Genomic DNA, 21,684 nt, shown 5'->3' on the forward strand with positions numbered 1-21,684 from the left:
GGCCGCGCCGCCGCTGCCGCCGGGCAGAGTGCCGGCCGCGCCGCCACTGCCGCTGCCGCCGGGCACAGTGCCGCCCGCGCCGCCGCGGCCACCGCTCGCGCCGGCGCTCCCACCCGGCGTCCCGCCCGTCACCTTCGCGACGAGGTCGATCGGGTTGGCGACCTCCTCGAAGTCGGCCTTGCCGAGCCGGGCGCGGAAGACCCAGTAGGTCCACGCCTGGTAGACGAGGATGACCGGCACGAGCAACACCGCCACGACCGTCATCACCTTCAGCGTGTACGGCGTCGAGGCGGCGCCCGCGAGCGTGAGGTCGTTGGCGGCCGAGGTCGTCGACGGCAGCGCGTTCGGGAAGAGGTCGGCGAAGAGCGCGCAGAAGGTGAACGCGATCGTCGCGGCGGAGACGCCGAAGGCCCAGCCGAAACGGTTCTGTCCCAGCAGGAACGGAACTGTCACGGCGAGCACGACGGCGCCCGCGGCCAGCACGGCGGAGAGCCACTCGACACCGCCCTGCTCCGCCAGCGTCCAGCCGAGGAAGGCGACGACGGCGACGATCGCGACCGGCGCCACCCGCGCGGCGACGCGATGGGCGCGCTCGGCGACCTCGCCCTCCAGCCGCAGCGTCAGGAAGACCGCGCCGTGAAGCGTGAACAGCGCCAGCGAGACGACGCCGCCGAGCAGCGCGTACGGCGACAGCAGGTCGAAGAACGAGCCGGTCATGTCGTGGTCGGCGTTGAGCGGCAGGCCGCGCACGATGTTGGCCCAGGCGACGCCCCACAGCAGTGCCGGCACCGCGCTGCCGAGCACCAGCGCCCACTCCCACGTCGCCCGCCAGCGGGGCGTGTCGTGCTTACCCCAGAACTCGAACGCGACGCCGCGGAAGATCAGCGCGGCGAGGATCACGAACAGCGCCAGGTAGGCGCCGGAGAAGAGCGACGCGTACCAGCCCGGGAAGGCGGCGAAGGTCGCGCCGCCGGCGACGAGCAGCCAGACCTCGTTGCCGTCCCAGAAGGGGCCGATCGAGTGCATCAGCATCCGCTTCTCGGCGCGGTCGCGGCCGAGCACGCGCAGCAGCAGCCCGACGCCGAAGTCGAAGCCTTCGAGCACGAAGTAGCCGATCCAGAGGATGCAGATCAGCAGGAACCAGATCGTCTCGAGCGTGGTGGGGTCCATGGCGGGCAAGCTCCGGTGGGGTCAGGAAGGAGGCGGCGAGCGAGCCGCGCGTCAGTAGGTGAGGGCGAGATCGGGACGAACGGGAGCGCCGTCGGGCTCCTCGTCGCGCGGGTCGGCCGGCCGCTCGGCGCCGTGGCGGATCTCCTTCGCGGCGATCCAGCCGCCGACGCCGGCGAGCACGCCGTACAGCAGCGTGTAGCCGACGAGCGTGATCCACAGCGAGGCCTGGCCGACGAGCGGCGAGTTGGCGTCGTCGGTCCGCAGCAGGCCGTAGACGACCCACGGCTGGCGGCCCATCTCGGTGAAGATCCAGCCGCTCATGTTCGCGATCGGCGGCAGCAGCACGGCCGGGAGCGCGAGGCGCAGGAACCAGGTCGTCCGATCGAGCCGGCGGCGGCGCGCGAGCAGCCAGCCGACGAAGGTGACGAGGATCATCACCGAACCGGCTCCGACCATCGCGCGGAACGACCAGTAGGTGACGGCGACGACCGGCGCGTACTCGCCGGGGCCGTACTTCGCCTCCTCCTCGGCCTGGATCTGGTTGATCCCCTTCACCTCCCCGGTGAAGGAGCCGGTCGCGAGGAAGGAGAGCGCGTACGGGATCCGCACGTTCACGTTCGTGTGTCCGGGGTTGTGCTCCAGGTCGCCGGTCGCGAAGAGCGAGAAGGCGGCCGGCTTCTCGGTCTCGAACTGCGCCTCGGCGGCGGCCATCTTCATCGGCTGCTGCTCCTCCAGCAGCATCCCCTGGAAGTGACCGGTGAAGGCGGTGATCGTCGCGGCGACGAGCACGAGCGGCAGCACCAGCTTCGCCGAGCGCGACCAGACCGCGTCGATCGCGCCGGCGCCGGCACCGCCCGCGCCGCCCGCACCGCCCGCGCCCGCAGCTCCCGCGCGCCGCGTCTTCAGGATCTTCCAGGCGCTGACGCCGAGCACGACCATGCCGCCGGTCGTGAAGGCCGCGAGGATCGTGTGCGGGAAGGCCCACATCAGCGTCGAGTTCGTCAGCACCGCCCAGATCGAGGTCATCTCGGCGCGGCCGGTCGTCTCGTTGAGGACGTAGCCGACCGGGTGCTGCATCCACGAGTTGGCGGCGAGGATGAAGAAGGCCGACAGCAGCGTGCCGATCGACAGCAGCCAGATCGTCGCGAGGTGGACCTTCGGCGACAGCCGGCCCCAGCCGAACAGCCACAGGCCGAGGAAGGTCGACTCGAGGAAGAAGGCGGCCAGCCCCTCCATCGCCAACGGCGCCCCGAAGACGTCGCCGACGTAGCGCGAGTACTGCGACCAGTTCATGCCGAACTGGAACTCCTGCACGATGCCGGTGACGACGCCGATCGCAAGCGAGATCAGCATCAGCTTGCCCCAGAATCTCGTCATCCGCAGGTAGGTCTCATCACCCGTGCGGTACCAGCGCGTCTGGCAGTAGGCGACCCAGGCGACGAGCCCGATCGACATCGGGACGAAGATGTAGTGGAACAGCGTGGTGATGCCGAATTGCAGTCGGGCGAGCTCCAGGGCGGTCATGGCAGCGCACGTTACGAGCGGCGCTCGAGCCCGCCATCCGCCCGACTCCGCGCCCCCTTTGCGGGGGACTACGGAGCCGGGGCGCGGCCCTTCCGCGGCGTGCGCGAGGCACGCGCGACGCCGCTACCAGCGCGGCGGGAAGATGCCCTGCAAGGCGATGATGTACGTCAGCGCGAGGTAGGGCTGGAGGTTGTTGTGCGGCAGGTCGTTGCCGACGAAGGTGACCGCCTGCATGTTCATGGAGACTCTGTCCGCCGGCTGGATCGCCGCGGTGTACGCGTTGCCGCCTCTCGCCGTCGAGATGATCGTCGTCGGCGACGCCTCGGTCAGGTTTCCGATCGTCACCTGGTTCACGTTGACGTTGTGAGTGTGGTTGGCTATCTCGCTCTGCAGCAGCGTCACGGTCTCGCTACCGCCGACCTCGCCCTGCGCGAGCACGCCGTTGTCGGCGTGCAGCGGCACGGAGCCCTGCAGGTCGGGCAACGCGAAGGTCGACTTGCCGTCCCCGCCGTACATCGTCCCGAGCAGCGAGAAGAGCGCGGTGTTCTGCGAGATCGGCAGCAGCTGACCGGAGCAGAAGGCCCAGCCGCGCGGCGCGAAGTTGCCGGCGAAGATGCGGATCTCGGCGACGAATGGATCGGTCATCGCAGGCGCCTTTCAGGTCGGGCTCGGGAAGATCCCGAAGAGGGAGATGATGTAGCGGATGCCGAGGAACGGCTGGCGGTTCTCGTGTGGCTGGCTGCCGCCGACGGGCCCGAGCGCCCCCGGCATCGTTGCTCTCGCCGGGGTCCCGGAGCGGAAGATCTGCACCGCGGCGCCCTTCGCGACCACCGCGCCGGCCGCGTTCGGCGAGGTGCCGGGGTCGCCGCTGGCGGCCATGATGTGGGTGTGGCCGGCGAGCTGGTTGGCCTGCAGCGTGATCTCCGCGTTGCCGCCGAGCTCGCCGATTATGCGCGGGCTGAGGCCGGGGCCGCCGCCTTGGTGCAGCGGCGCGCGAGCGATCAGGTTCGGCAGCTGGAACGTCTCTTGCCCGTCGCCGCCGTAGGTCGTGCCGATCAGGTTGAAGAGCGTCTCGAACTCCGAGATCGGCAGCGACCGACCGTCGCAGAAGTACCAGCCCTGCGGCTCGAAGTTGCCGCCGAACATGCGGATCTCACCAACGAAGGGGGTCATCGTGACTCCTAGGTCTGGGAGGGGAAGATCCCCTGCAGTGCGATGCAGAAGTTGATGACCAGGTAGGGCATCATGTTGTCGTGCGCGTTGGCGCCGACGGGTGAGATCGTCGGCGGCCCCTGCGTCGGGGCGTCCCCGAGCGGTCGCAGGTTGGTCGGCGGGCCGTAGGTGTTGGCGACCGAGGCGAACACGCCCGGAAAGGTGTCGTCGCCGTTGGCTCTCGACGCGTACAGCGTGTGGCTGTGCTGCGGGAGCTGCTGCGGTGAGAGCGTCACAGCCTCGCTGCCGGCCCGCTCCCCGAGCGGATGCTGGCCGAAGTCGGTGAAGATCCCGGTGCGGCCGCGCAGGTCGGGCAGCGCGAAGTTGACGCGCCCGTCGCCGCCGTAGGTCGTGCCGAGCAGCGAGAAGAGCGGCTGGTTCTGGGCGATCGGCAGCAGCTGCCCGTTGCACTGCGCCCAGCCCCGGGGCGCGAAGTTGAACGACATCTGGCGGATCTCGCCGAGAAATGGCTCCGACATCTGGCCCCTTGTTTTTCGCTCCCGTACACACCCGGACGTTTTGCGCGACGCACCGTATAGATGTTCCACTCAGGATGCAAAGCGTGTTCAATGTTTGGCAGGGATTTGCGCAATCAGGAGGTGCAGAGCTATCCTCCGGCGACTTCGTGCTGAAGTACCAGACGTGGGTGCATCGATCAGGGCGCGCACTCACGAACATCGACGATCTTGCGGCAGTGGCACGGGCCACGGGGCGCACAGGGAGGAACACGGCGTGACCGTCTCCGGGAATCCGTCAGCAGCCGACCGCGACACGGCGCGAGCAGCGCGCCGCGGGGCGCTGATCCTCTGCATGGCCGTCGTGACGGCCATCGCGACCGCGCTGCTTGCGGCGCCGGCGTTCGCGATCACGCCTGAGCGAGCCGATGACGCGGCGCTCGCCGCGCTCGGCTCCGCCCGCGGCAGCGCGCCCGTGATCGTCTTCCGCACCGCCCAGCCGCTGGAGCCGGGAACGGCGATCACACAGGCCGGCGCCACGCGCGCGACCACCTCCGCCTCGGCCTTCCAGCCGAACACGAGCGCGCGCCGCGACCGCCTCCGTCGCGCCGGTGCGACCGTCACGCGCGCGCCCGAGGTGCTGCGCGTCGGCGGCGAGGCGGCCTGGCTCTACTACGAGGACCGCGGCCCCTTCCAGCTCTATCAGCACCCCGGTCGCATCGCGCTCGTCGGTGTCCACAGCGGCGACGTGCGCGTCAGCCGCAGCTTCGACTGGCCGCCGCTGGTCGCCGGCCGGCTGCCGCTCTACCTGCGCAACGCCGCCGCCTATCGGGACGACAGATACCGCGCCTTCGAGCGCCTGCCGCAGACTGCCGGCGGCGCCCGCACCAGCGCCACCGCCACCGCCGCGTCGACCTCGTGGACGACGCTGACGGCCGCCCCGATGCGTGACGCGCTCGGCACGATCGCGCCGATCGCGATCGCGACCGCCGCCGGCTCCAACCGCGCCGCCGGCGCACTCGCGCGCGGGGACGCGTGCGCCGTGACGGTCGCCGACATGCTCGACAACTCCTACGACTACGCCAGCGTCGACCGCACCCGCGCCGCCGTCGGCGGCCTGCTGGCCGACCTCGAACGGCGCGACAGAGGGTTCGTCGCGGCGCGCTACTCGACGCGCGACGGCCTCAGCCCGGCCGCCTTCGTGACGCGCCTGATCAGAGGTCACCGCTGTCGCAGCGTGCTGCTGTTCATCGCCGGCGGCGGCGTCCGTGGCGGGCAGCCGACGATCAACCTCGGCGCCTCCGGGCATGCCGACGGCCGCCTGGAGCAGCAGGACCTGCGCGCCGCCGAACTGCGCGCACTGCTGCGCGCCCACCCGCAGGTCGAGTGGCAGCTGCTGGTCGACGCGCCGTACGCGGGCGGGCTGATCGCGACGCTCAAGAGCGAGCCGAACCTGCGCGTGCTGATGACCGCCAGCGAGTCCGACGAGCCGACCTACGCCTGCATCCCGGAGCTGCGCAGACTGTGCGGCACGACCGCCGCGCAGCTCGCCTTCACGAGCAGGGTCCTCAGCGGCATCGACGGCCTGCTGGCCGACCCGACCGCCGTCGACCGCGCCAACGCCTCGACCGCGACCGGCATCCCCTTCCTTTCGACGCTGCTGACCGAGGGCTACTCCCGCGGCGCCGCATCCTCGTCGCTGAAGAAGCTGGGCGTCCACCCGCAGTCGTTCTTCAACTTCCCCAGACCACCGCCCGGCAGAGGCTCAGCGCCGCAGACGATCCCGCTGCCGCCGTTCGCGCAGAACAAGAGCGTCTCCACGAACGAGGACACGGCCGTCAGAATCGACCTCGCGAGCGACCTGATACAGGAGCTGTTCGGCGACTTCTCGATCGTCAGCGGTCCCGCGCACGGGAGCCTGAGCGGCAGCGGCCGCTTCGTCACGTACACGCCGAACGCTGACTTCACCGGCACCGACTCGTTCGTCTATCGCGTGCGCATCGGCCTGCTTTCGAGCACGGCCAGAGTCACGATCACCGTCAGAGCGATCAACGACGCCCCGGTCGTGACGACCTCGGCCGGCGTGACCGCTTACGAGGAGAGATCGCCGCCGGTCGCTGTCGACGCGGCGCTGACGGTCAGAGACGTCGACTCCCCGCAGCTGACCGGCGCCGTCGCCAGAATCGGCAGCGGCTACGTCAGAGGCGAGGACCTGCTCGCCTTCAGAGACACGGGCGCGATCAGAGGCAGATTCGACGCCGCGACCGGCACGCTGACGCTCAGCGGCAGAGCGACCGTCGCCGACTACCAGGCGGCGCTGCGCTCGATCACCTACGGCAACGCCACCGTCGGCAGAGATCCGACGGCCGGCCCGCGCCAGGTCACGTTCACCGCGACCGACGGCGCGCTCACGAGCGCCCCGGCGACCAAGACCGTCAACGTCAGAGCGGTCGCCGACCCGCCGGTGGTCACGCTCAGCGGCAGCGGCGCCGTCCCCTACACCGAGAACGATCCGGCGACGGTCGTCGACGGCGGCCTCACGGTCGGCGACGCCGACTCCGCGAACCTCTCCGGCGCGACGGTCCAGATCGTCAGAGGGCTGGCGAGAGGCGAGGACGTGCTGTCGCTGACGGCAGCCGCGCCCGGCGGGATCAGAGACAGATACGACGCCGCCACCGGAACGCTGACGCTGACCGGCACGGCCTCGCTCGCCGACTACCAGGCGGCGCTGCGCACGGTCGCCTACAGCAACACGAGCGAGGCGCCGTCGACGGCGGCGCGCAGCGTGCAGTTCGTCGCGACCGACGCCGGCGGCACGCCGTCGAGAGCGGTCACGCGCGACGTCGCGGTGAGCGCCGTCAACGACGACCCGACGGCCGCCGACGACGGCTACACGACCGACGCCGGCACGCTCCTGACGGTCCCGGCGCCGGGCGCGCTCTCCAACGACAGAGACCTCGACGGCGACAGACTGTCGATCGACGAGGTCGACGGCAGCGCGGCGAACGTCGGCAGAGCGATCACCACGCCGAGAGGCGCGACGGTCACCGTCAACGCCGACGGCTCGCTCAGCTACGACCCCGACGGTGCCTTCGACGCGCTCAGAGCCGGCGACATCGTCAGAGAGACGTTCGCCTACCGCGTCACCGACGGCAGAGCCAGCGACACGGCGACGATCGTGTTCACGGTCACCGGCTCCAACGACGCGCCGGTCGCCGCCGACGACGACTACAGAACCGATGAGGACACGCCGCTGACGGTCACCGCCGGCGGCGGCCTGCTCGCCAACGACAGCGACGCCGACGGCGACACGCTGACGGTCGCGGAGCTCGACGGCAGCGCGGCGAACGTCGCGACGGCGTACAGAACGGCCAGAGGCGCGACGCTCACCGTCGCCGCCGACGGCTCGCTCAGCTACGACCCGGACGGCGCCTTCGACGCCTTGAGAACGGGCGAAGAGGTCAGAGACACCGTCACGTACAGAGTCTCCGACGGCAACGGCGGCAGCGACACCGCGACCGCCACCTTCACCATCACCGGCGTCAATGACGCGCCGGTCGCCGCCGACGACGACTACACGACCGACGAGGCGACACCGCTCACCGTCACCGCCGGCAGCGGCCTGCTCGCCAACGACAGCGACGCCGAGAGCGACACGCTCACGGTCGCCGAGGTCGACGGCAGCGCGGCGAACGTCGCGACGGCGTACAGAACGGCCAGAGGCGCGACGGTCACCGTCGCCGCCGACGGCTCGCTCAGCTACGACCCGGACGGTCAGTTCGAGGCCCTCGGCGTCGGCGAGAGAGCGACCGACACCGTCACGTACAGAGTCTCCGACGGCAACGGCGGCAGCGACACCGCGACCGCCACCTTCACCATCACCGGCGTCAACGACAGACCGGACGCGGTCGACGACGACTACAGATCGTCCGACTCGGCGCCGCTGACGGTCGCGGCTCCGGGCCTGCTCGCCAACGACACCGACGTCGACGGCGACACGCTGATCGTCAGCGAGGTCGACGGCAGCGGCGCGAACGTCGGGACCGCGCACGTCACGCCGAGAGGCGCGCTCGTCACGGTCAACGCCGACGGCTCGCTCAGATACGACCCCAACGGCGCCTTCACCGGCGTCAGAGACGGCGAGGAGGTCAGAGACTCCGTCAGCTACAGCGTCTCCGACGGCAACGGCGGCAGCGACACCGCGACGCTCACCGTCACGGTCACCGGCGGCAACGACAGACCCGACGCCGTCGACGACGCCTACAGCACCGACGAGGACACGACGGTGACCGACGCCGCTCCGGGCGTGCTGACCAACGACAGAGACCTCGACGGCGACACGCTGACGGTCGACCAGGTCGACGGCAGCGCCGGCAACGTCGGCAGAGCGACCGCGACCGCCAGAGGCGCAAGCGTCACGATCGACGCCGACGGCGCGCTCAGATACAGCCCCAACGGCGCCTTCGACGCGTTGAGAGCCGGTGAGAGAGCGACCGACACGGTCACGTATCGCGTCACCGACGGCAGAGCGACCGACAGCGCCACGATCACGTTCACGATCACCGGCGCCAACGACGCGCCGGTCGCTGCCGACGACAGCTACAGAACCGACGAGAGCACCCTGCTCACCGTCGCCGCGGGCAGCGGCGTGCTCGCCAACGACGTCGACGCCGAGGGCGACACGCTCACGGTCGCCGAGGTCGACGGCAGCGCCGGCAACGTCGGCACGACGTTCGCGGCGGCCTCCGGCGCGCTCGTCACGATCAACGCCGACGGCTCGCTCAGCTACGACCCCAACGGCAGATTCGAATCGCTCAGAGCGGGCGCCAGAATCGACGACACCGTCACGTACAGAGTCGAAGATCCCAACGGCGGCAGCGACGTCGCGACGGTCAGATTCACGATCGAGGGTCTCAACGACAGACCCGACGCGATCGACGACGCGTACTCGACCGACGAGGACACCGTCCTGACGGTGCCCGCCGCCGGCGTGCTCACCAACGACAGCGATCCCGACAGCGGCGACGTGCTCGCGGTCGACCAGGTCGACGGCAGCGGCGCGAACGTCGCGAGAGCGATCACGACGACGAGAGGGGCGAGCGTCACGATCAACGCCGACGGCTCGCTCAGATACGACCCGAACGGCAGATTCGACGCGCTCAGACCGGGCGACAGAGTGACCGACTCGGTCACCTACCGCGCGACCGACGGCGGCCTCAACGACACGGCGACGGTCACGATCGAGATCGCCGGCGTCAACGACGCGCCGAGAGCGGTCGACGAGAGCTACGACGGCGTCGGCAACACGCGGCTCGTCGTCAGCGACCCGATCCCGGCCGGTGAGGCCGGCAAGACGCTGACGGGCAGCGTCCAGAGCAACGACAGAGATCCCGACCACCTCGACAGCGAGCTCTCGATCGTCGCCGAGAGAGTGGCGTCGAGACTGGGCGGCTCCGCGACGATAGACAGCGACGGAACGTTCACCTACATCCCGCCGACCGGCACGACCGCCACCGACGACTCCTTCGACTACAGAGTCACCGACGGCGACAGAACCGACGTCGGCACCGTCACGATCAGACTCGCGAGCCGCGTCTGGTACGTCGACAACACCGAGGCAGCGGGCGGCACGGGCCGCTCCAGCGACGCCTTCGACACGCTCGCGGAGGCGACCGCCGCCTCCGGCGCCGGTGACACGATCTTCGTGCACACCGGCAGCGGCACGACCGGCCAGAACGCCGGCGCCGTGCTCGACGCCAACGAGCGGCTGCTCGGCGAGGCGGTCGACCTCGTCGTCAGAGGCGACACGCTCTACGACGGCGCGAGCGCCAGACGGCCGTCGATCGGGAACGCGGCCGGCGCGGGCGTCACGCTCGCCACCGGCAGCACCGTCCAGGGCCTCGCGGTCAGCGCGGCCGGCGGCGCGGCGATCTCCGGCAGAGCGGGGACGGCCGGCTCGACGATCAACGACGTGAGAGTGACGGGCAGCAGCGGCGGCCTCGCGCTCAGCGGCACGAGCGGCAGCTTCGACGTCGCTGACACCACGATCGACACGACCGGCGGCACCGGCCTCGCGGCCAGCGGCGCCGGCACGCTCAACCTCACGAGCGCCGGCACGATCAGCGTCAGAGCGAGCGGCGGCCGTGCCGTCGACGTCGCCGGCACGGCGCTGTCGGGCACGCTCGACACCGTCTCGGCGACGAGCACGCCGGCCGGCGGCGTCGCGCTGCAGAACACGACCGGCTCGATCGCGTTCGGCGACGTGACGGTCAGCGCGAGCGGCGGCACCGGCTTCCTCGCCGACGCCGTCGCCGGGCTGAGCCTGCCGGGCGCCTCGACCGCCAACGTCTCCAACAGCGGCGGCACGGCGGTCGCGATCCGCAACAACACGGCGCCGAGCGTCACGTTCGACACCGTCAGCGCGACCGGCGCCGGCTCCGTCGGCATCGACGTCTCCGGCAACAGAGGCGGCGGCACGACGACGTTCAGCGGCACCACGACCGCCACGACGACGACGGCGACCGGCGTCAGCCTCACGAGCAACACCGGCCACGCGATCGCGTTCAACGGCGGCGGCCTCGGCATCACGACGACCAGCGGCCGCGGCTTCGACGCGACCGGCGGCGGCACGGTGTCGGTCACGGGCAGCGGCAACAGAATCGCGTCGAGCACCGGCACGCCGCTGCGGATCGCCAACACGACGATCGGCGCCGCCGACGCGACCTTCCAGTCGGTCGCGGCCAACGGCGCCGCCAACGGCATCGTGCTCGACACGACCGGCGCGACCGGCAACCTCGCGGTGACCGGCACCGGCGGCGCCGGCAGCGGCGGCACGATCCAGAACATCAGAGGCGCCGACGGCACGACGCAGGGCATCGGCGTGTACGTCAACGCCGCCAGCGGCACGACGCTCAGATCGCTGGCGCTCAGCAACAACGACGGCTGGGCGGTGCGAACGGTCTCGGCTGACGCCTTCAGCCTCGACGGCTCGACGATCAACGGCACCAACGGCACCAACGACGGGCTCGACGAGGGCTCGGTCTACATGACCGACCCGACCGGCACGACCGGGATCAGCTCGTCGGCGATCTCGGGTGCGATCGAGGACAACGTCCACGTCAACGCGACGAGAGGGGCGCTCGACCTGACGTTGCAGACGATCGACGTCGGCGCCAACAGCTCCACGCTCGGCGGCAACGCCCTCCTCGTCGCCGCGCGCGGGACGGTGTCGGCGAGAACGACGATCGACGACAGCCAGTTCAGATCGTCGCGCGAGGACCTCGTCCAGCACGTCGTCACCGACACGGCCACCAGCGACCTGACCGTCACCGACAGCAGACTCGCCAACGGCCAGGCCAGCCAGGTCAGCGGCAACGTCGCCCTGCTCGCGCAGACGAGCGGCAACGGCAGCGGCGCGAGACTGACGTACGAGATCGACAACAACACCGTCAGCGGCGCCGACAACGGCATCTACGTGCAGAAGGGCACCGGCATCGCGACGGCCGACGGGTTGATCGAGAACAACGTCGTCGGGATCACCGGCGTCGTCAGATCGGGCGCGCGCGTCGGCTCCGGCATCGTCGTCGAGGCGCGCGGCCAGGGCAGACACGTCGCGGCGATCAGAAACAACCAGGTGCGTCAGTACAACCAGTACGGGATCGCGGCGACCAGCGGCGAGGACGGTGCCGGCGACAACGGCACCGTCGACGTCGACCTGACGGTGACCGGCAACACGGTCACCGAGCCCGGCCAGGTGAGAACGTTCGCCGGCTTCCTCAGCGAGGTCGCCGATCCGAACGCGATAGTCGACAGATGCCTCGACCTGAGAGGCAACACGCTGACGGGCAGCGGGCCGTTCGCGGGAGACCTCAACGTCTTCCACGACTTCCCGGCGAACACGGTCCGGCTCCCCGGCTACGCCGGCGGTGCGCAGGACTTCACCGCGATCACGAACTTCCTCAGAGCGCAGAACACGTTCAGCTCGGAGATCGTGACGACGCCCGGCAGCGGCCCCGGCTACGTCAACGGCGGCAGCGCGTGCGTGCAGCCGACGCCGTGACCGCCGGCTGACAACCGGCAGCGCCTCTGAAGCGGCGCCGCTCCCGATCCGGGAGCGGCGCCGTTTTTTGTCCGGTGGGCCCCGCAGCCGCTGACGGCGCGGGCCGCGTCGCGCTGCCCGGGCGCCACGCTCGCACCCCGTTGTTTCGATGCGCACGAAGGTGCTTGACAGCGCAATCGTCGGTTGACATGCTAAATAAAGTTCGATCTTTAAATAATTAGAGATCGAGCGGGGCGACGCCCGCCGTGCGTTTGGATAGAGACGGGCTCAATAACTAAAAAGTTGCTCACCATTCGATGAGGGGGACCATCGTGCTGGATACCCATGACTGCGCGGGCAAACGCTCGCTGCGGTCCCACCTGCGCCGCGCCGTATCGCTGACGGCGCTGCTGACGGCGGTTGCGTTCGCGACTTCCTCCGCACCGGCCTCGGCCGACTGCACCACCGGAGGTTCCGGCTGCCTGCCGGCAAACGGCTACTCGTCCCACGACATATGGAACTGCGGCTCGATCAGAAGCGGCACGAACTGCCCGTACGGAGGCGGCTCGAGAATCGACTGGGGCTGGGGATCGGCCTCCGACGACGGCAGCCCGGACGCATTCGTCTGCGTCGTCGGCACCGGCTACTTCTCCGGCTGCTCCTTCGACCTCGCCCGCGCATGCTTCGCCGCGAGTTGCGACGACCAGGACGCCCTCCAGTTCACGTTGTACGTGAATCACACGTACGCGTCGGGCCGAACGATCTCCGGACACGGCTACTGGTAAGGGGAATGATCATGCAACCGAAGGCAACGATCCTCCGCCTGCTCGTCCTCGGCGGCTGCGCCACCGCCGTAACGACCGCCGCGCTCACGACGACGGCGCCAGCCGACCCGAAACCGGAGCGGAGCCCAGCGCTCGCGGCGCCGGCGCCGCGCGTCGGTCCAGTGCCGGGCTTCACCTCCGCGCAGTGGCGCAGCCTCGCACGCGAGCAGCTGGAGGTGCTCGAAGAACCGCGGGAGGCAGCCGCCGACGCCGTGCCGGCCAGCATCCGCAGCCAGCCGTTGTTCGCCGACGGGGCCGTCGAGCTCGCTGCCGCGCGCGAGGTCGCGCCCGGCGCCGAGCGGGCGTGGATCGCGCCGTCGGCCGACGGAACCGCGGTCTGCGCCTTCCGCACCGGCGCGGTCGCCTGCCCGTCGGTCGCGCGGCTGACGGTGACGGGCCTGGCGCCGGGGGTCAACGGCCGCTACGGTGAGCCGTTCCACGTCTGGGGAATCGCCGGAGATGACACCAGCTCGATCGTGCTGATCGAAGCTGACGGGACGAGAGTGGCGGTGACGGTGACCGACAACTTCTTCGACGTCGAGACCGACGACTGGCCCAGAGGCATGACGTGGACGGGCCCAGAGGGAGCCGAGTCGTTCGAGTTCCCGGCTGACGGCGCATGGTGACGGCGCCCCGGCCGACCGCCTCCGCAAGGGGTCGGTGACGACAGGCTCCCGGCCGGCCCCTCCCGGGGGCCGGCCGGGACCTTCCCCTTACCCGTCCTGGTCCGGCAGCTCGTAAGGTCGGAAGCCGCAGCTCGCGGAGACGCACAGCGGCCAGGTCTGCTCGCGTCTGACGGTGCCGTCCGCGAGCTTCGTCGTGACGGTCGGTTCGATCTCGCGCGTGCCGGCTTCGATCGCGCCGGCCGGCACCGTGACGGCGAAGGAGCGCAGCTCGAGCGCGTCGCCGACCTGCTCGAGCATCTTCCGGCCCTCGGGCAGGACGTCCTCCGGGGGCGGGGGCTCGATCGGCGCCCGCAGCCCGCTCGCCGACAGCTCGGCCGGCAGGCTGCGTCCGCCGAGCGTGACCGACAGCGTGCGCACCTGCGCCTCGACCTGCCCGACGAGCAGGTAGGAGGTGACCGCGCCGCGCGTCGCGGCGACCGGGCCGATCGACAGCAGCGGGCCGTCGAGCAGCTCGGTCGCGATCGCGAGCGGGCTGCGGCCGACCGTGTCCGGCACCCGTCCGACCGTCTCGTCGGGCAGCGCCTTGAGCACGATCCACTCGTCCTGCGATCTGTACATCGTCACCGTCCACGGGGTCCCCGCGGCGTCGGTGGCCGCGAGTCTCACCGGCCGCTCCCCGACGGCCAGCTTGAAGCTGTCCGACGCGCTGCCACCGCCGCCGAGCACCTGCTCGATCGGGGTGTCGGAGACCGTCGCGACGACGCCGCCGCCCGCGACCGCCGCGACGCCGAAGAGGGCGCCGCTGAATATTCCGAGCGTGCGGCGCCGGCGGCGGCGCGCATTGCTGCGGCGGATCGCCACCAGCAGCTCACGCTCGATCGTGTCGAGCACTTCGGTCATCTTCTGCCCTCCCGCAGGCTCCCGCCGATGCGCGCGAGACCTCGGCTCACGCGCTGGCGGATCAGTGCCTCGCTCACATCCTGCTCGCGGGCGATCTCGTCGTAGTCGCGCTCGTCGACGACCCGTGCGAGCACGGCGGCACGCTGCTCGGGGGGAAGGTCGTCGACGAGCGCAGTCAAGGGGTTTCCCTGCAACAGCGCGCTGAGGCGCGCCTCGGCCCGCTCCAGCTCCTCGTCCTGGAACTCGATCCGCGGGATGCCGAGACGGGCACGTGCCGCCAGCGCCCGCCGCTGCTTGCGCCGGTTCATCGCCAGCAGGTTGTTGGCGATGCCGAACAGCCATGCGCGCGCCGGCTCGCGGCGCGGCTTGTAGCGCCGCCGGCCCGCGAAGGCGCCGGCGAAGACGTCAGCGGTCAGGTCGGCCGCCGTCTCGACGTCGCCCGTGCGCTGGCGCAGGTACGCGAGGACCGCCTCAGCGTGGCGGCGATAGAACACGGCGAAGGCATCCGCGTCATGCACGGATGCCTTCAGCAGCTCGTCGTCGCTCCGGGAGTCGGCCATCTACGAGATACCTTGCCGATGGCTCCCGGCTGTGACAGCCGCACCATGATCTGGTGCGGCGAATCGCGTCGCGGGCTACGGCGTGCCGCCGCCTCCCCCGCCACCGCCGCCGCCCTGTCCGGCGACCGCGGCGACGTAGTCGGCGACCGATCTGATCTCCTCCGCCGACAGCCGTCCGCCGAAGGCCGGCATCCCTCCGCCGCCGTTGGTGACCTTCTCATCGACGGTCGCGGCATCCGGTCTCAACGTGTCGAGGTCGGGGCCGACGGTGCCGCTGGCGCCCGCGTCCGCGAGCGTGTGGCAGCCGGCGCACTGCTGCTCGAAGATCGCTCTGCCGGCGGCGAGGTCGGCGGCGCCACCGCCGCCACCACCGCCTTCGGTGGTCTGGCCGCCGCCCTCCTCTCTTCTCTCCTCTTCGCCGCCGGTCGGCTGCGCCTCGCCGCCGCCCGTCTCGGCTCTGCCGGTCGCGCCGATCCGGTAGGCGATGACCTGCGCCTTCTGCCCCGGACCCTGCGGGAAGCTGGCGGCCGTCAGCAGCGTGTCGCCGGCGATCGCGATCGTCGCGTTGGTGCCGGCCGGCAGTCTCTCCTGCCAGACGATCTCGCCCGTCGCGGTGTCGAGCGCCCACAGCATTCCGTCGAAGGTCGTCGTGAAGACGAGGCTGCCGACGACGGTCGCCGCGCCGTACGGCGGCGTCGCGAATCTGTGCACCCACTTCTGCTCGCCGGTCTCGACGTCGAGCGCGACCATCTGCCCTCTGCCGGCGGCGATGTCGAGTCTGGTTCTCTCCTGCGACTCGAAGCGCGTCGGCAGGTCGACGACCGGGGCGAAGACGACGCCGTCGTCGACGGCCATCTGCGTCTCGACGCCGCCGAGCACGCCGGGATAGACCGTGACCGGCGTCTCGAGCATCTCGTATCTGCCCGCCAGCGCCAGCTCGTTGTCTCTGTCGTGGCCGTTGTGGACGCCGACGCTTCTGCTCCACAGTCTGTCGCCGTTGTCGGCGTCGAAGGCGTAGACGTAGCCGCCCTTGCCGGACGACAGCACCATCCTTCTGCCGCCTGCCTCCGTCAGCACCGGCGGCAGGTGCAGATCCCAGTCATAGAGGTCGTGCGGGAGCACCTGCTGGTACCACTCGATCTCACCGGAGGAGGCGTCGAGCTTGACGAGCGAGTTGGTGAAGAGGTTCGGCCCCGGCCGGCTCTGACCCCACGGGAACTCCTCCGTGCCGGGCCACGGCGCGGGGTTGGCGACGTCGACGTAGATCTTGCCCTCCTCGTCGAAGGCCGGCGGATGCCAGAGACCGCCGCCGGAGTTGATGTCGACGTGTCTGGCGTCCCAGAGGGTCGTCGGGACGGTGTAGAAGCTCCACACTCTGCGGCCGGTCTCGCCGTCGAGCGCGTGGAGGATGCCGACGCCGTCGCCTCTGTAGAAGCCTCTCGCGTTGCCCGGGACGGTCGAGATGTAGACGATCCCATCCATGTAGCCGGGCGCCATGTCGACGCCCTCTCTCTCGTTGCGCGTCAGTCTGAGCAGCCACAGCTCTCTGCCGGTCGCCTGGTCGAGCGCGAAGGCCGAGTCGCCGGTGCCACCGTAGACGCGGCCGTCGCCGACGGCGAGGCCGTTGGGGCCGACGCTCGGCGAGTCGTATCTCGTCTCCCACTTGACCTCGCCGCTCTCGAGGTCGATCGCCTGGACGTTGGAGGCGAGGTCCTGCGTGTAGACGGTGTCGTCGACGACGATCGGCGTCGAGGCGTAGCCGCCGAAGGTCCCGGCCGCCGTGATCGGAACGGTCCAGGCGACGCCGAGTCTGCTGACGGTCGACGAGTTGATCGGCCCGTCAGCCTTGCGCGTGTTGCCGGCGTCGCCGTTCGGGTAAGCCCACGTACCTCTCTCGCTCGTGCCGCTGCCGCCGGCGACGAACGTGGTGCGACTGGCGGTCGTGTCGTCGTCTCCCCCGCAACCGGCGATCGACAGGAGCGCCGCGAGCAGCCCCACGAGCAGCAGGTGGCGCCTGCCACCCTGGAGACGACCGCCACATCCGTCCATGCGTTCCTCCTCCGGAAACAACGACCAGAACAGCCTTCCCGATCGACCATCGGTTGACGCGCCAACGCGCCGGCCCAGCGGTCGTCGCGGCATGCGCCTGCGCGCGGCGCTGGCGCTGCTGCTCGTCGTCGCGGCGACGCTCGCCGGCGGCGTGCTCGCGCTGGCGACGTTCCGCCAGGACAAGGAGCTGCCGGTCGCGACGGTCCGCCTGTCGGTCCAGCCGGGCGAGCACGGGGCGCTGGGGATCTACGTGCCGCTGGTCGACTGGGGCGTCCGCTTCGGCGCCGTGCGGCTGCCGGTGCAGCTGCGGATCGACGTGCGCCGGATCGACCGCGCTGCCGCCGAGCGGATCGCGCGCAACCGGACGGTCGACGTGCAGCAGGTCCGCGCCGCCGCGACCGACGCGATCCGCGACTACCTGCGCGCGCTGGTCGTCGTCGTGCTCGTCGCCTCGCTGCTGGCCGGCGGCGTGACCGCCTTCGCCGTGCGCGCGCGCCGCGGCCCGCGCGTCCGCTGGCTGCTGACGACGGCCGCCGGCACCGCGCTGATCGGGACCGCCGCGGTCGGCCTGCTGCTGCCGCCGCGCGGCGCGCTCGACGACCCGACCTACTTCGCGCACGGCGCCGACATCCCACAGGCGCTGCAGGCGCTGGAGACCGTCAACCGCTCGGTCGGAACGCTCAGCGAGGAGCTGGACGCGCAGCTGGTCGGGCTGGCGCGGCTCGTGCTCGCGCCCGGTGAGCGCGGCACGCTGCCGAGCGGCGGCCCGCGCCTGACGCTCGCCTCCGACGTCCACAACAACGTGCTCGTGCTGCCGACGCTGCGACGGATCGCGGCGGGCGGCCCGCTCTTCATCGCCGGCGACCTGACCGACCGCGGAACGCCACTGGAGGCGAGCGTCACGCGCGACGTCGCCGCGATCGGCGAGCCGACCGTGTTCGTGACCGGCAACCACGACTCGGCGACGCTGGAGCGGTCGCTGGCCCGCGCCGGCGCGATCGTGCTGACGCGCTGGGGCCGGCTGCTGCCTGACGGCTCCTACGGCGCGCAGGTGGTCGACGTCGCGGGGCTGCGCGTCGCCGGCTACGACGATCCCTTCACGCGGCGCGAGCCGGGCAGGGAGAGAGGTGCGCGGCCGGAGCCGAGAACGACGCAGGAGCTGCAGGACGCGTTCGCGCGCTGGTTCGCGCCGCTGCAGGCGCGCGTCGACGTCGTGATGGTGCACGAGCCGGCGTTGCTGGAACCGGTGCTGAGAGGCCTCGCCGAGCGCCCGCCGGATCATCCGATCGCGTTCCTCGTCGGTCACACGCACGAGCAGGAGCTGAGAACGCAGCGCAACGTGGTGGTGTTGAACGGCGGCACCGCCGGCGGCGGCGGGACCGGCAACCTGGCCGAGTCGCAGCCGATCGGCGTCGCGCAGCTGCGCTACGCGCTGAGACCGTCGTTCCAGCCGCTCGCCGCCGACCTCGTGACGGTCGATCCCGGCAACGGCGACGCGACCGCGCGCCACGAGCGGCTCGACCTCTCGAGCACCGCTTCAGGGTCGCGATGACCGCGGGCGGCCCTGTAGGGTCGCGCTGGATGGGATCTCCTGAAAATGTGAGCGGTATCGGGGAGCGCCGCGTCGGGCGTGCTCCGCTCGGCGCGCGGCCGGCCGTTCGCCGCGCGACGGAGGCCGACCTGCCGGCGCTCGCGCGGACGCTGGCGAGCGCCTTCCACGATGACCCGATCGCGCGCTGGGCGTGCGCTTCCGAGCGCGTGCGACCGTCGGTGCTCGAGCGTTTCTACGCGATTCGCCTGCGGCAGGTGCTGCGGCATGACGAGATCTGGGTCGAGGACGGGGTGCTCGGCGGAGCGCTGTGGCTGCCGCCGGAGCTGTGGCGCACGAGCGCGCGTGAGGACGTGCGGCTGGCGCGCTCGCTCGTCCACCCGCGCCTGCTGCCGCGGCTGCCGCTGGTGATGTACGGCTTCACGGGAATCGAGCGCCGTCACCCGGAGACGCCGCCGCACTGGTACCTGGCGGTGCTCGGCACCGATCCGGCCGCGCAGGGGCGCGGGATCGGCTCGGCGCTGCTGGCGCCGGTGCTGGAGCGTTGCGACGAGGACGGCATCGGCGCCTACCTCGAATCCTCGAAGGAGGAGAACGTCGCCTTCTACGCGCGCCACGGCTTTCGCGTGACCGAGGTGGTCACGCTGCCGCGCGGGCCGCGGGCGTGGCTGATGTGGCGCGAGCCGCGGTAGCGGGGCGGGAAGCCGGGCGCGCAGCCGGCGCGCAGCCGCCGTCGGCGTGTGACGCGGTGGGCGCGACACGACGTGACGAGCGTGCGCGGAGGAGCGCTATCGTCGCGCTGCATGACGCGCGTCGCCTTCGCCACCTGCGCCGAGCTGCTGGTGCTCGATCCTGACGACGAGCTGCTCGCGCGGGCACTGCGCGCGCTCGGCGTCGAGGTCGTGCCGCTGGCCTGGAGCGACGGGCATGCCGACTGGTCGTCGTTCGACCTCGTGCTGGTGCGCTCGCCGTGGGACTACCACCTGCGCCGCGACGCCTTCGTGCACTGGGCCGCGCGTGTGCAGCGCGAGACGCGCCTGCTCAACAGCGCCGCGACGATCGCCTGGAACACCGACAAGACCTATCTGCGGACGCTTGCGGAGCAGGGCGTGCCGACGGTGCCGACGACGTGGGTCGAGCGGACGGACGGTGCCGGCGCGGCCGCGGGCGCGGGCGCGGCGCCCGGCGATGCGGCCGCCGGCGGCGCGGGCGCTCTCCCCTCCCCCGACCTCGCCGCGCTGCTCGCCGCGCGCGGTTGGGACGGTGACGAGGCGATCGTGAAGCCGTCGATCGGGCTCGGCTCCTCCGGACTGCTGCGCGTCGCGCCGGGCGACCCCGGGGGCGACGGTCAGCGTCACCTCGCCGAGCTGGCGGAGGACGGCATCGCGATGGTGCAGCCGTTCGTCCCGTCGCTGCCGGTCGCGGGCGAGCTGTCGCTCGTCTTCTTCGAGCGCGAGCTGAGCCACGTCGTGCGCAAGCGGCCGGCGGCCGGCGAGTTCCGCGTGCAGCCGAACTTCGGCGCGGTCACGACCGCCGAGGAGGCAGGCGAGCGGGAGCGCGAGGTCGCCATGCAGGCGCTCGCGTGCGTCGCCGCCGACGAGCTGCTGTACGCGCGCGTCGACCTCGTCGCGGGGCCGGCGGACGAGGTCTGGCTGATGGAGCTGGAGCTGGTCGAGCCGACGCTCTACTTCGAGGCCGTCCCCGGCAGCGCCGAGCGCTTCGCGCGGCTGGTCGCCGCCGCGGCCGGGGCCTGAGCGCCGACCGCGACGACGACGCTCAGTGCGCGCCGGCGATCCCGCGCATGCCGCGGAACTCAGGCGTGTGCGCCCAGTCCTCGTCGGTCTCGCGCAGGACCATCACCCCCGTCAGGCCGAGGCCGAGGCAGAGGCAGGCCGCGCCGATGAGGATCAGCAGCGGCGTGGTGAGCGGATAGCCGATCGTCGCGAGCACCCCGCCGACCGCGATCAGCAGCCCCATCGGCGCACTCAGCAGGCCCGACATCGCGAGCGCGCCGCCGAGCATCAGCAACCCGGCGCCGACGCCGAAGGCGCAGAGCGTGAACGGGATCCAGATCGCCGCCGAGTCGTTGACGCGATCGAGCAGCGCCGCCATCTGGATCGCGCTTCCGCCGTCCACCATCTGCCAGGCGACCAGCGCTATCGCGACGCCGCCGACCGACGCCAGGATCCCCACCAGCGCGACGCCGGCTCCGATCGTCGCCATCCACATCTGCCGCTCGCGCAGCATGTGCGCGAGCCCCAGCACCGCGGGCACCGCGAGCGCGAGCGCACCCAGCACCAGCAGCGACGAGATCAGCCAGCGGTCGGTCGCGTCCGCGATCGCGGCGAGCTGCGCGGGCGCGTCGCGATCGAGATCCGGCAGCACGATCGCGGCGGCGAGCAGCAGCAACGGCGACAACACCATGCACGTTCCGGCGATCAGCCGGTTGACGTGATCGACTCTGGACATGGGCACCTCCTCCGTCGAGGCAACGTTTGTGTCAAAAGATACGCAATGTCGTGTCGGTCGTTACGTGATCAGGCGCAGTGGCGTCACACCTCTGCGGGTGACCGGCCGCGACGGCTGCGCACCGCTTCGACACATCCTCGCCCGGCTCGTCGCGTAGGTTGGCGCCGATGCCGCGCCTCCCGCACCGGATGCCGCTGCCGCGCCGCTGGCGGCGGTCCGCGCCGCTCCCGCCGCTGCCGACGCTGGAGCGCGCGCCGCGCGCCGGCGGCGGCCCTTCTCCGACGCGACCCGCTGGCGGGGCCGCGGCC

At 71.4% G+C, this 21,684-nt stretch carries 15 protein-coding genes; 6 read left to right on the forward strand and 9 right to left on the reverse strand.

Annotated features, from left to right (window positions below; all coding sequences use genetic code 11):
• The 5 genes from cydB to R7226_RS26090 all read right to left on the reverse strand — a co-directional run.
• Positions 1 to 1,170 (reverse strand): cytochrome d ubiquinol oxidase subunit II (gene cydB / locus R7226_RS26070; protein ID WP_318600315.1); only part of this gene is annotated, 1,170 nt, incomplete at its 3' end.
• 51 nt (positions 1,171 to 1,221) lie between these two features.
• Complete coding sequence (locus R7226_RS26075; RefSeq protein ID WP_318600316.1) at positions 1,222 to 2,694, reverse strand: cytochrome ubiquinol oxidase subunit I; 1,473 nt, start codon at positions 2,692 to 2,694, stop codon at positions 1,222 to 1,224.
• 123 nt (positions 2,695 to 2,817) lie between these two features.
• Entirely contained in the window at positions 2,818 to 3,339 is a 522-nt protein-coding gene (locus R7226_RS26080; RefSeq protein WP_318600317.1) for a phage tail protein, read from the reverse strand.
• 12 nt (positions 3,340 to 3,351) lie between these two features.
• Positions 3,352 to 3,867, reverse strand: a complete 516-nt coding sequence (locus tag R7226_RS26085) for a phage tail protein (RefSeq protein WP_318600318.1) — start codon at positions 3,865 to 3,867, stop codon at positions 3,352 to 3,354.
• Between the two features lie 8 nt (positions 3,868 to 3,875).
• Positions 3,876 to 4,385 (reverse strand): phage tail protein, encoded by a 510-nt coding sequence (locus R7226_RS26090; RefSeq protein ID WP_318600319.1) that lies wholly within the window; start codon positions 4,383 to 4,385, stop codon positions 3,876 to 3,878.
• Between the two features lie 253 nt (positions 4,386 to 4,638).
• Between R7226_RS26090 and R7226_RS26095 the strand changes: the two genes are divergently transcribed.
• The 3 genes from R7226_RS26095 to R7226_RS26105 all read left to right on the forward strand — a co-directional run bounded on the left by R7226_RS26095 (position 4,639) and on the right by R7226_RS26105 (position 13,849).
• Positions 4,639 to 12,420, forward strand: coding sequence for an Ig-like domain-containing protein (locus tag R7226_RS26095; RefSeq protein WP_318600320.1), 7,782 nt, complete (start codon positions 4,639 to 4,641; stop codon positions 12,418 to 12,420).
• A gap of 296 nt (positions 12,421 to 12,716) precedes the next feature.
• Positions 12,717 to 13,184, forward strand: a complete 468-nt coding sequence (locus tag R7226_RS26100) for a hypothetical protein (RefSeq protein WP_318600321.1) — start codon at positions 12,717 to 12,719, stop codon at positions 13,182 to 13,184.
• Positions 13,185 to 13,195: 11 nt separating this feature from the next.
• Positions 13,196 to 13,849 (forward strand): hypothetical protein, encoded by a 654-nt coding sequence (locus R7226_RS26105; protein WP_318600322.1) that lies wholly within the window; start codon positions 13,196 to 13,198, stop codon positions 13,847 to 13,849.
• An 87-nt stretch (positions 13,850 to 13,936) separates the two neighbouring features.
• Here the strand turns inward: R7226_RS26105 and R7226_RS26110 are convergent, their stop codons facing one another.
• From R7226_RS26110 to R7226_RS26120, 3 genes are all read right to left on the reverse strand, one after another.
• Positions 13,937 to 14,749 (reverse strand): hypothetical protein, encoded by an 813-nt coding sequence (locus R7226_RS26110; RefSeq protein ID WP_318600323.1) that lies wholly within the window; start codon positions 14,747 to 14,749, stop codon positions 13,937 to 13,939.
• Positions 14,746 to 15,309 carry an RNA polymerase sigma factor gene (locus R7226_RS26115; protein ID WP_318600324.1) on the reverse strand — a complete coding sequence of 188 codons (564 nt, stop codon included), beginning with the start codon at positions 15,307 to 15,309 and terminating at the stop codon, positions 14,746 to 14,748. Before R7226_RS26115 ends, R7226_RS26110 begins: the two co-directional genes overlap by 4 nt.
• Positions 15,310 to 15,384: 75 nt before the next feature.
• Positions 15,385 to 17,358, reverse strand: a complete 1,974-nt coding sequence (locus R7226_RS26120; RefSeq protein ID WP_318600325.1) for an outer membrane protein assembly factor BamB family protein — start codon at positions 17,356 to 17,358, stop codon at positions 15,385 to 15,387.
• Between the two features lie 91 nt (positions 17,359 to 17,449).
• Between R7226_RS26120 and R7226_RS26125 the strand changes: the two genes are divergently transcribed.
• From R7226_RS26125 to R7226_RS26135, 3 genes are all read left to right on the forward strand, one after another.
• Positions 17,450 to 18,910: a metallophosphoesterase family protein gene (locus R7226_RS26125; protein WP_318600326.1), complete on the forward strand. Its 1,461-nt coding sequence runs from the start codon at positions 17,450 to 17,452 to the stop codon at positions 18,908 to 18,910.
• A 47-nt stretch (positions 18,911 to 18,957) separates the two neighbouring features.
• Positions 18,958 to 19,599: a GNAT family N-acetyltransferase gene (locus tag R7226_RS26130; RefSeq protein ID WP_318600327.1), complete on the forward strand. Its 642-nt coding sequence runs from the start codon at positions 18,958 to 18,960 to the stop codon at positions 19,597 to 19,599.
• Positions 19,600 to 19,710: 111 nt separating this feature from the next.
• Positions 19,711 to 20,661 (forward strand): ATP-grasp domain-containing protein, encoded by a 951-nt coding sequence (locus R7226_RS26135; protein WP_318600328.1) that lies wholly within the window; start codon positions 19,711 to 19,713, stop codon positions 20,659 to 20,661.
• A 22-nt stretch (positions 20,662 to 20,683) separates the two neighbouring features.
• On the opposite strand, the gene R7226_RS26140 is transcribed toward R7226_RS26135, so the two are convergent.
• On the reverse strand, positions 20,684 to 21,376 hold the full coding sequence (locus R7226_RS26140) for a hypothetical protein (RefSeq protein WP_318600329.1): 693 nt from the start codon (positions 21,374 to 21,376) through the stop codon (positions 20,684 to 20,686).
• Between the last annotated feature and the right edge of the window lie 308 nt (positions 21,377 to 21,684).

Origin of the sequence: Conexibacter stalactiti, assembly GCF_033542075.1 — a bacterium.
Taxonomy (GTDB): domain Bacteria; phylum Actinomycetota; class Thermoleophilia; order Solirubrobacterales; family Solirubrobacteraceae; genus Conexibacter; species Conexibacter stalactiti.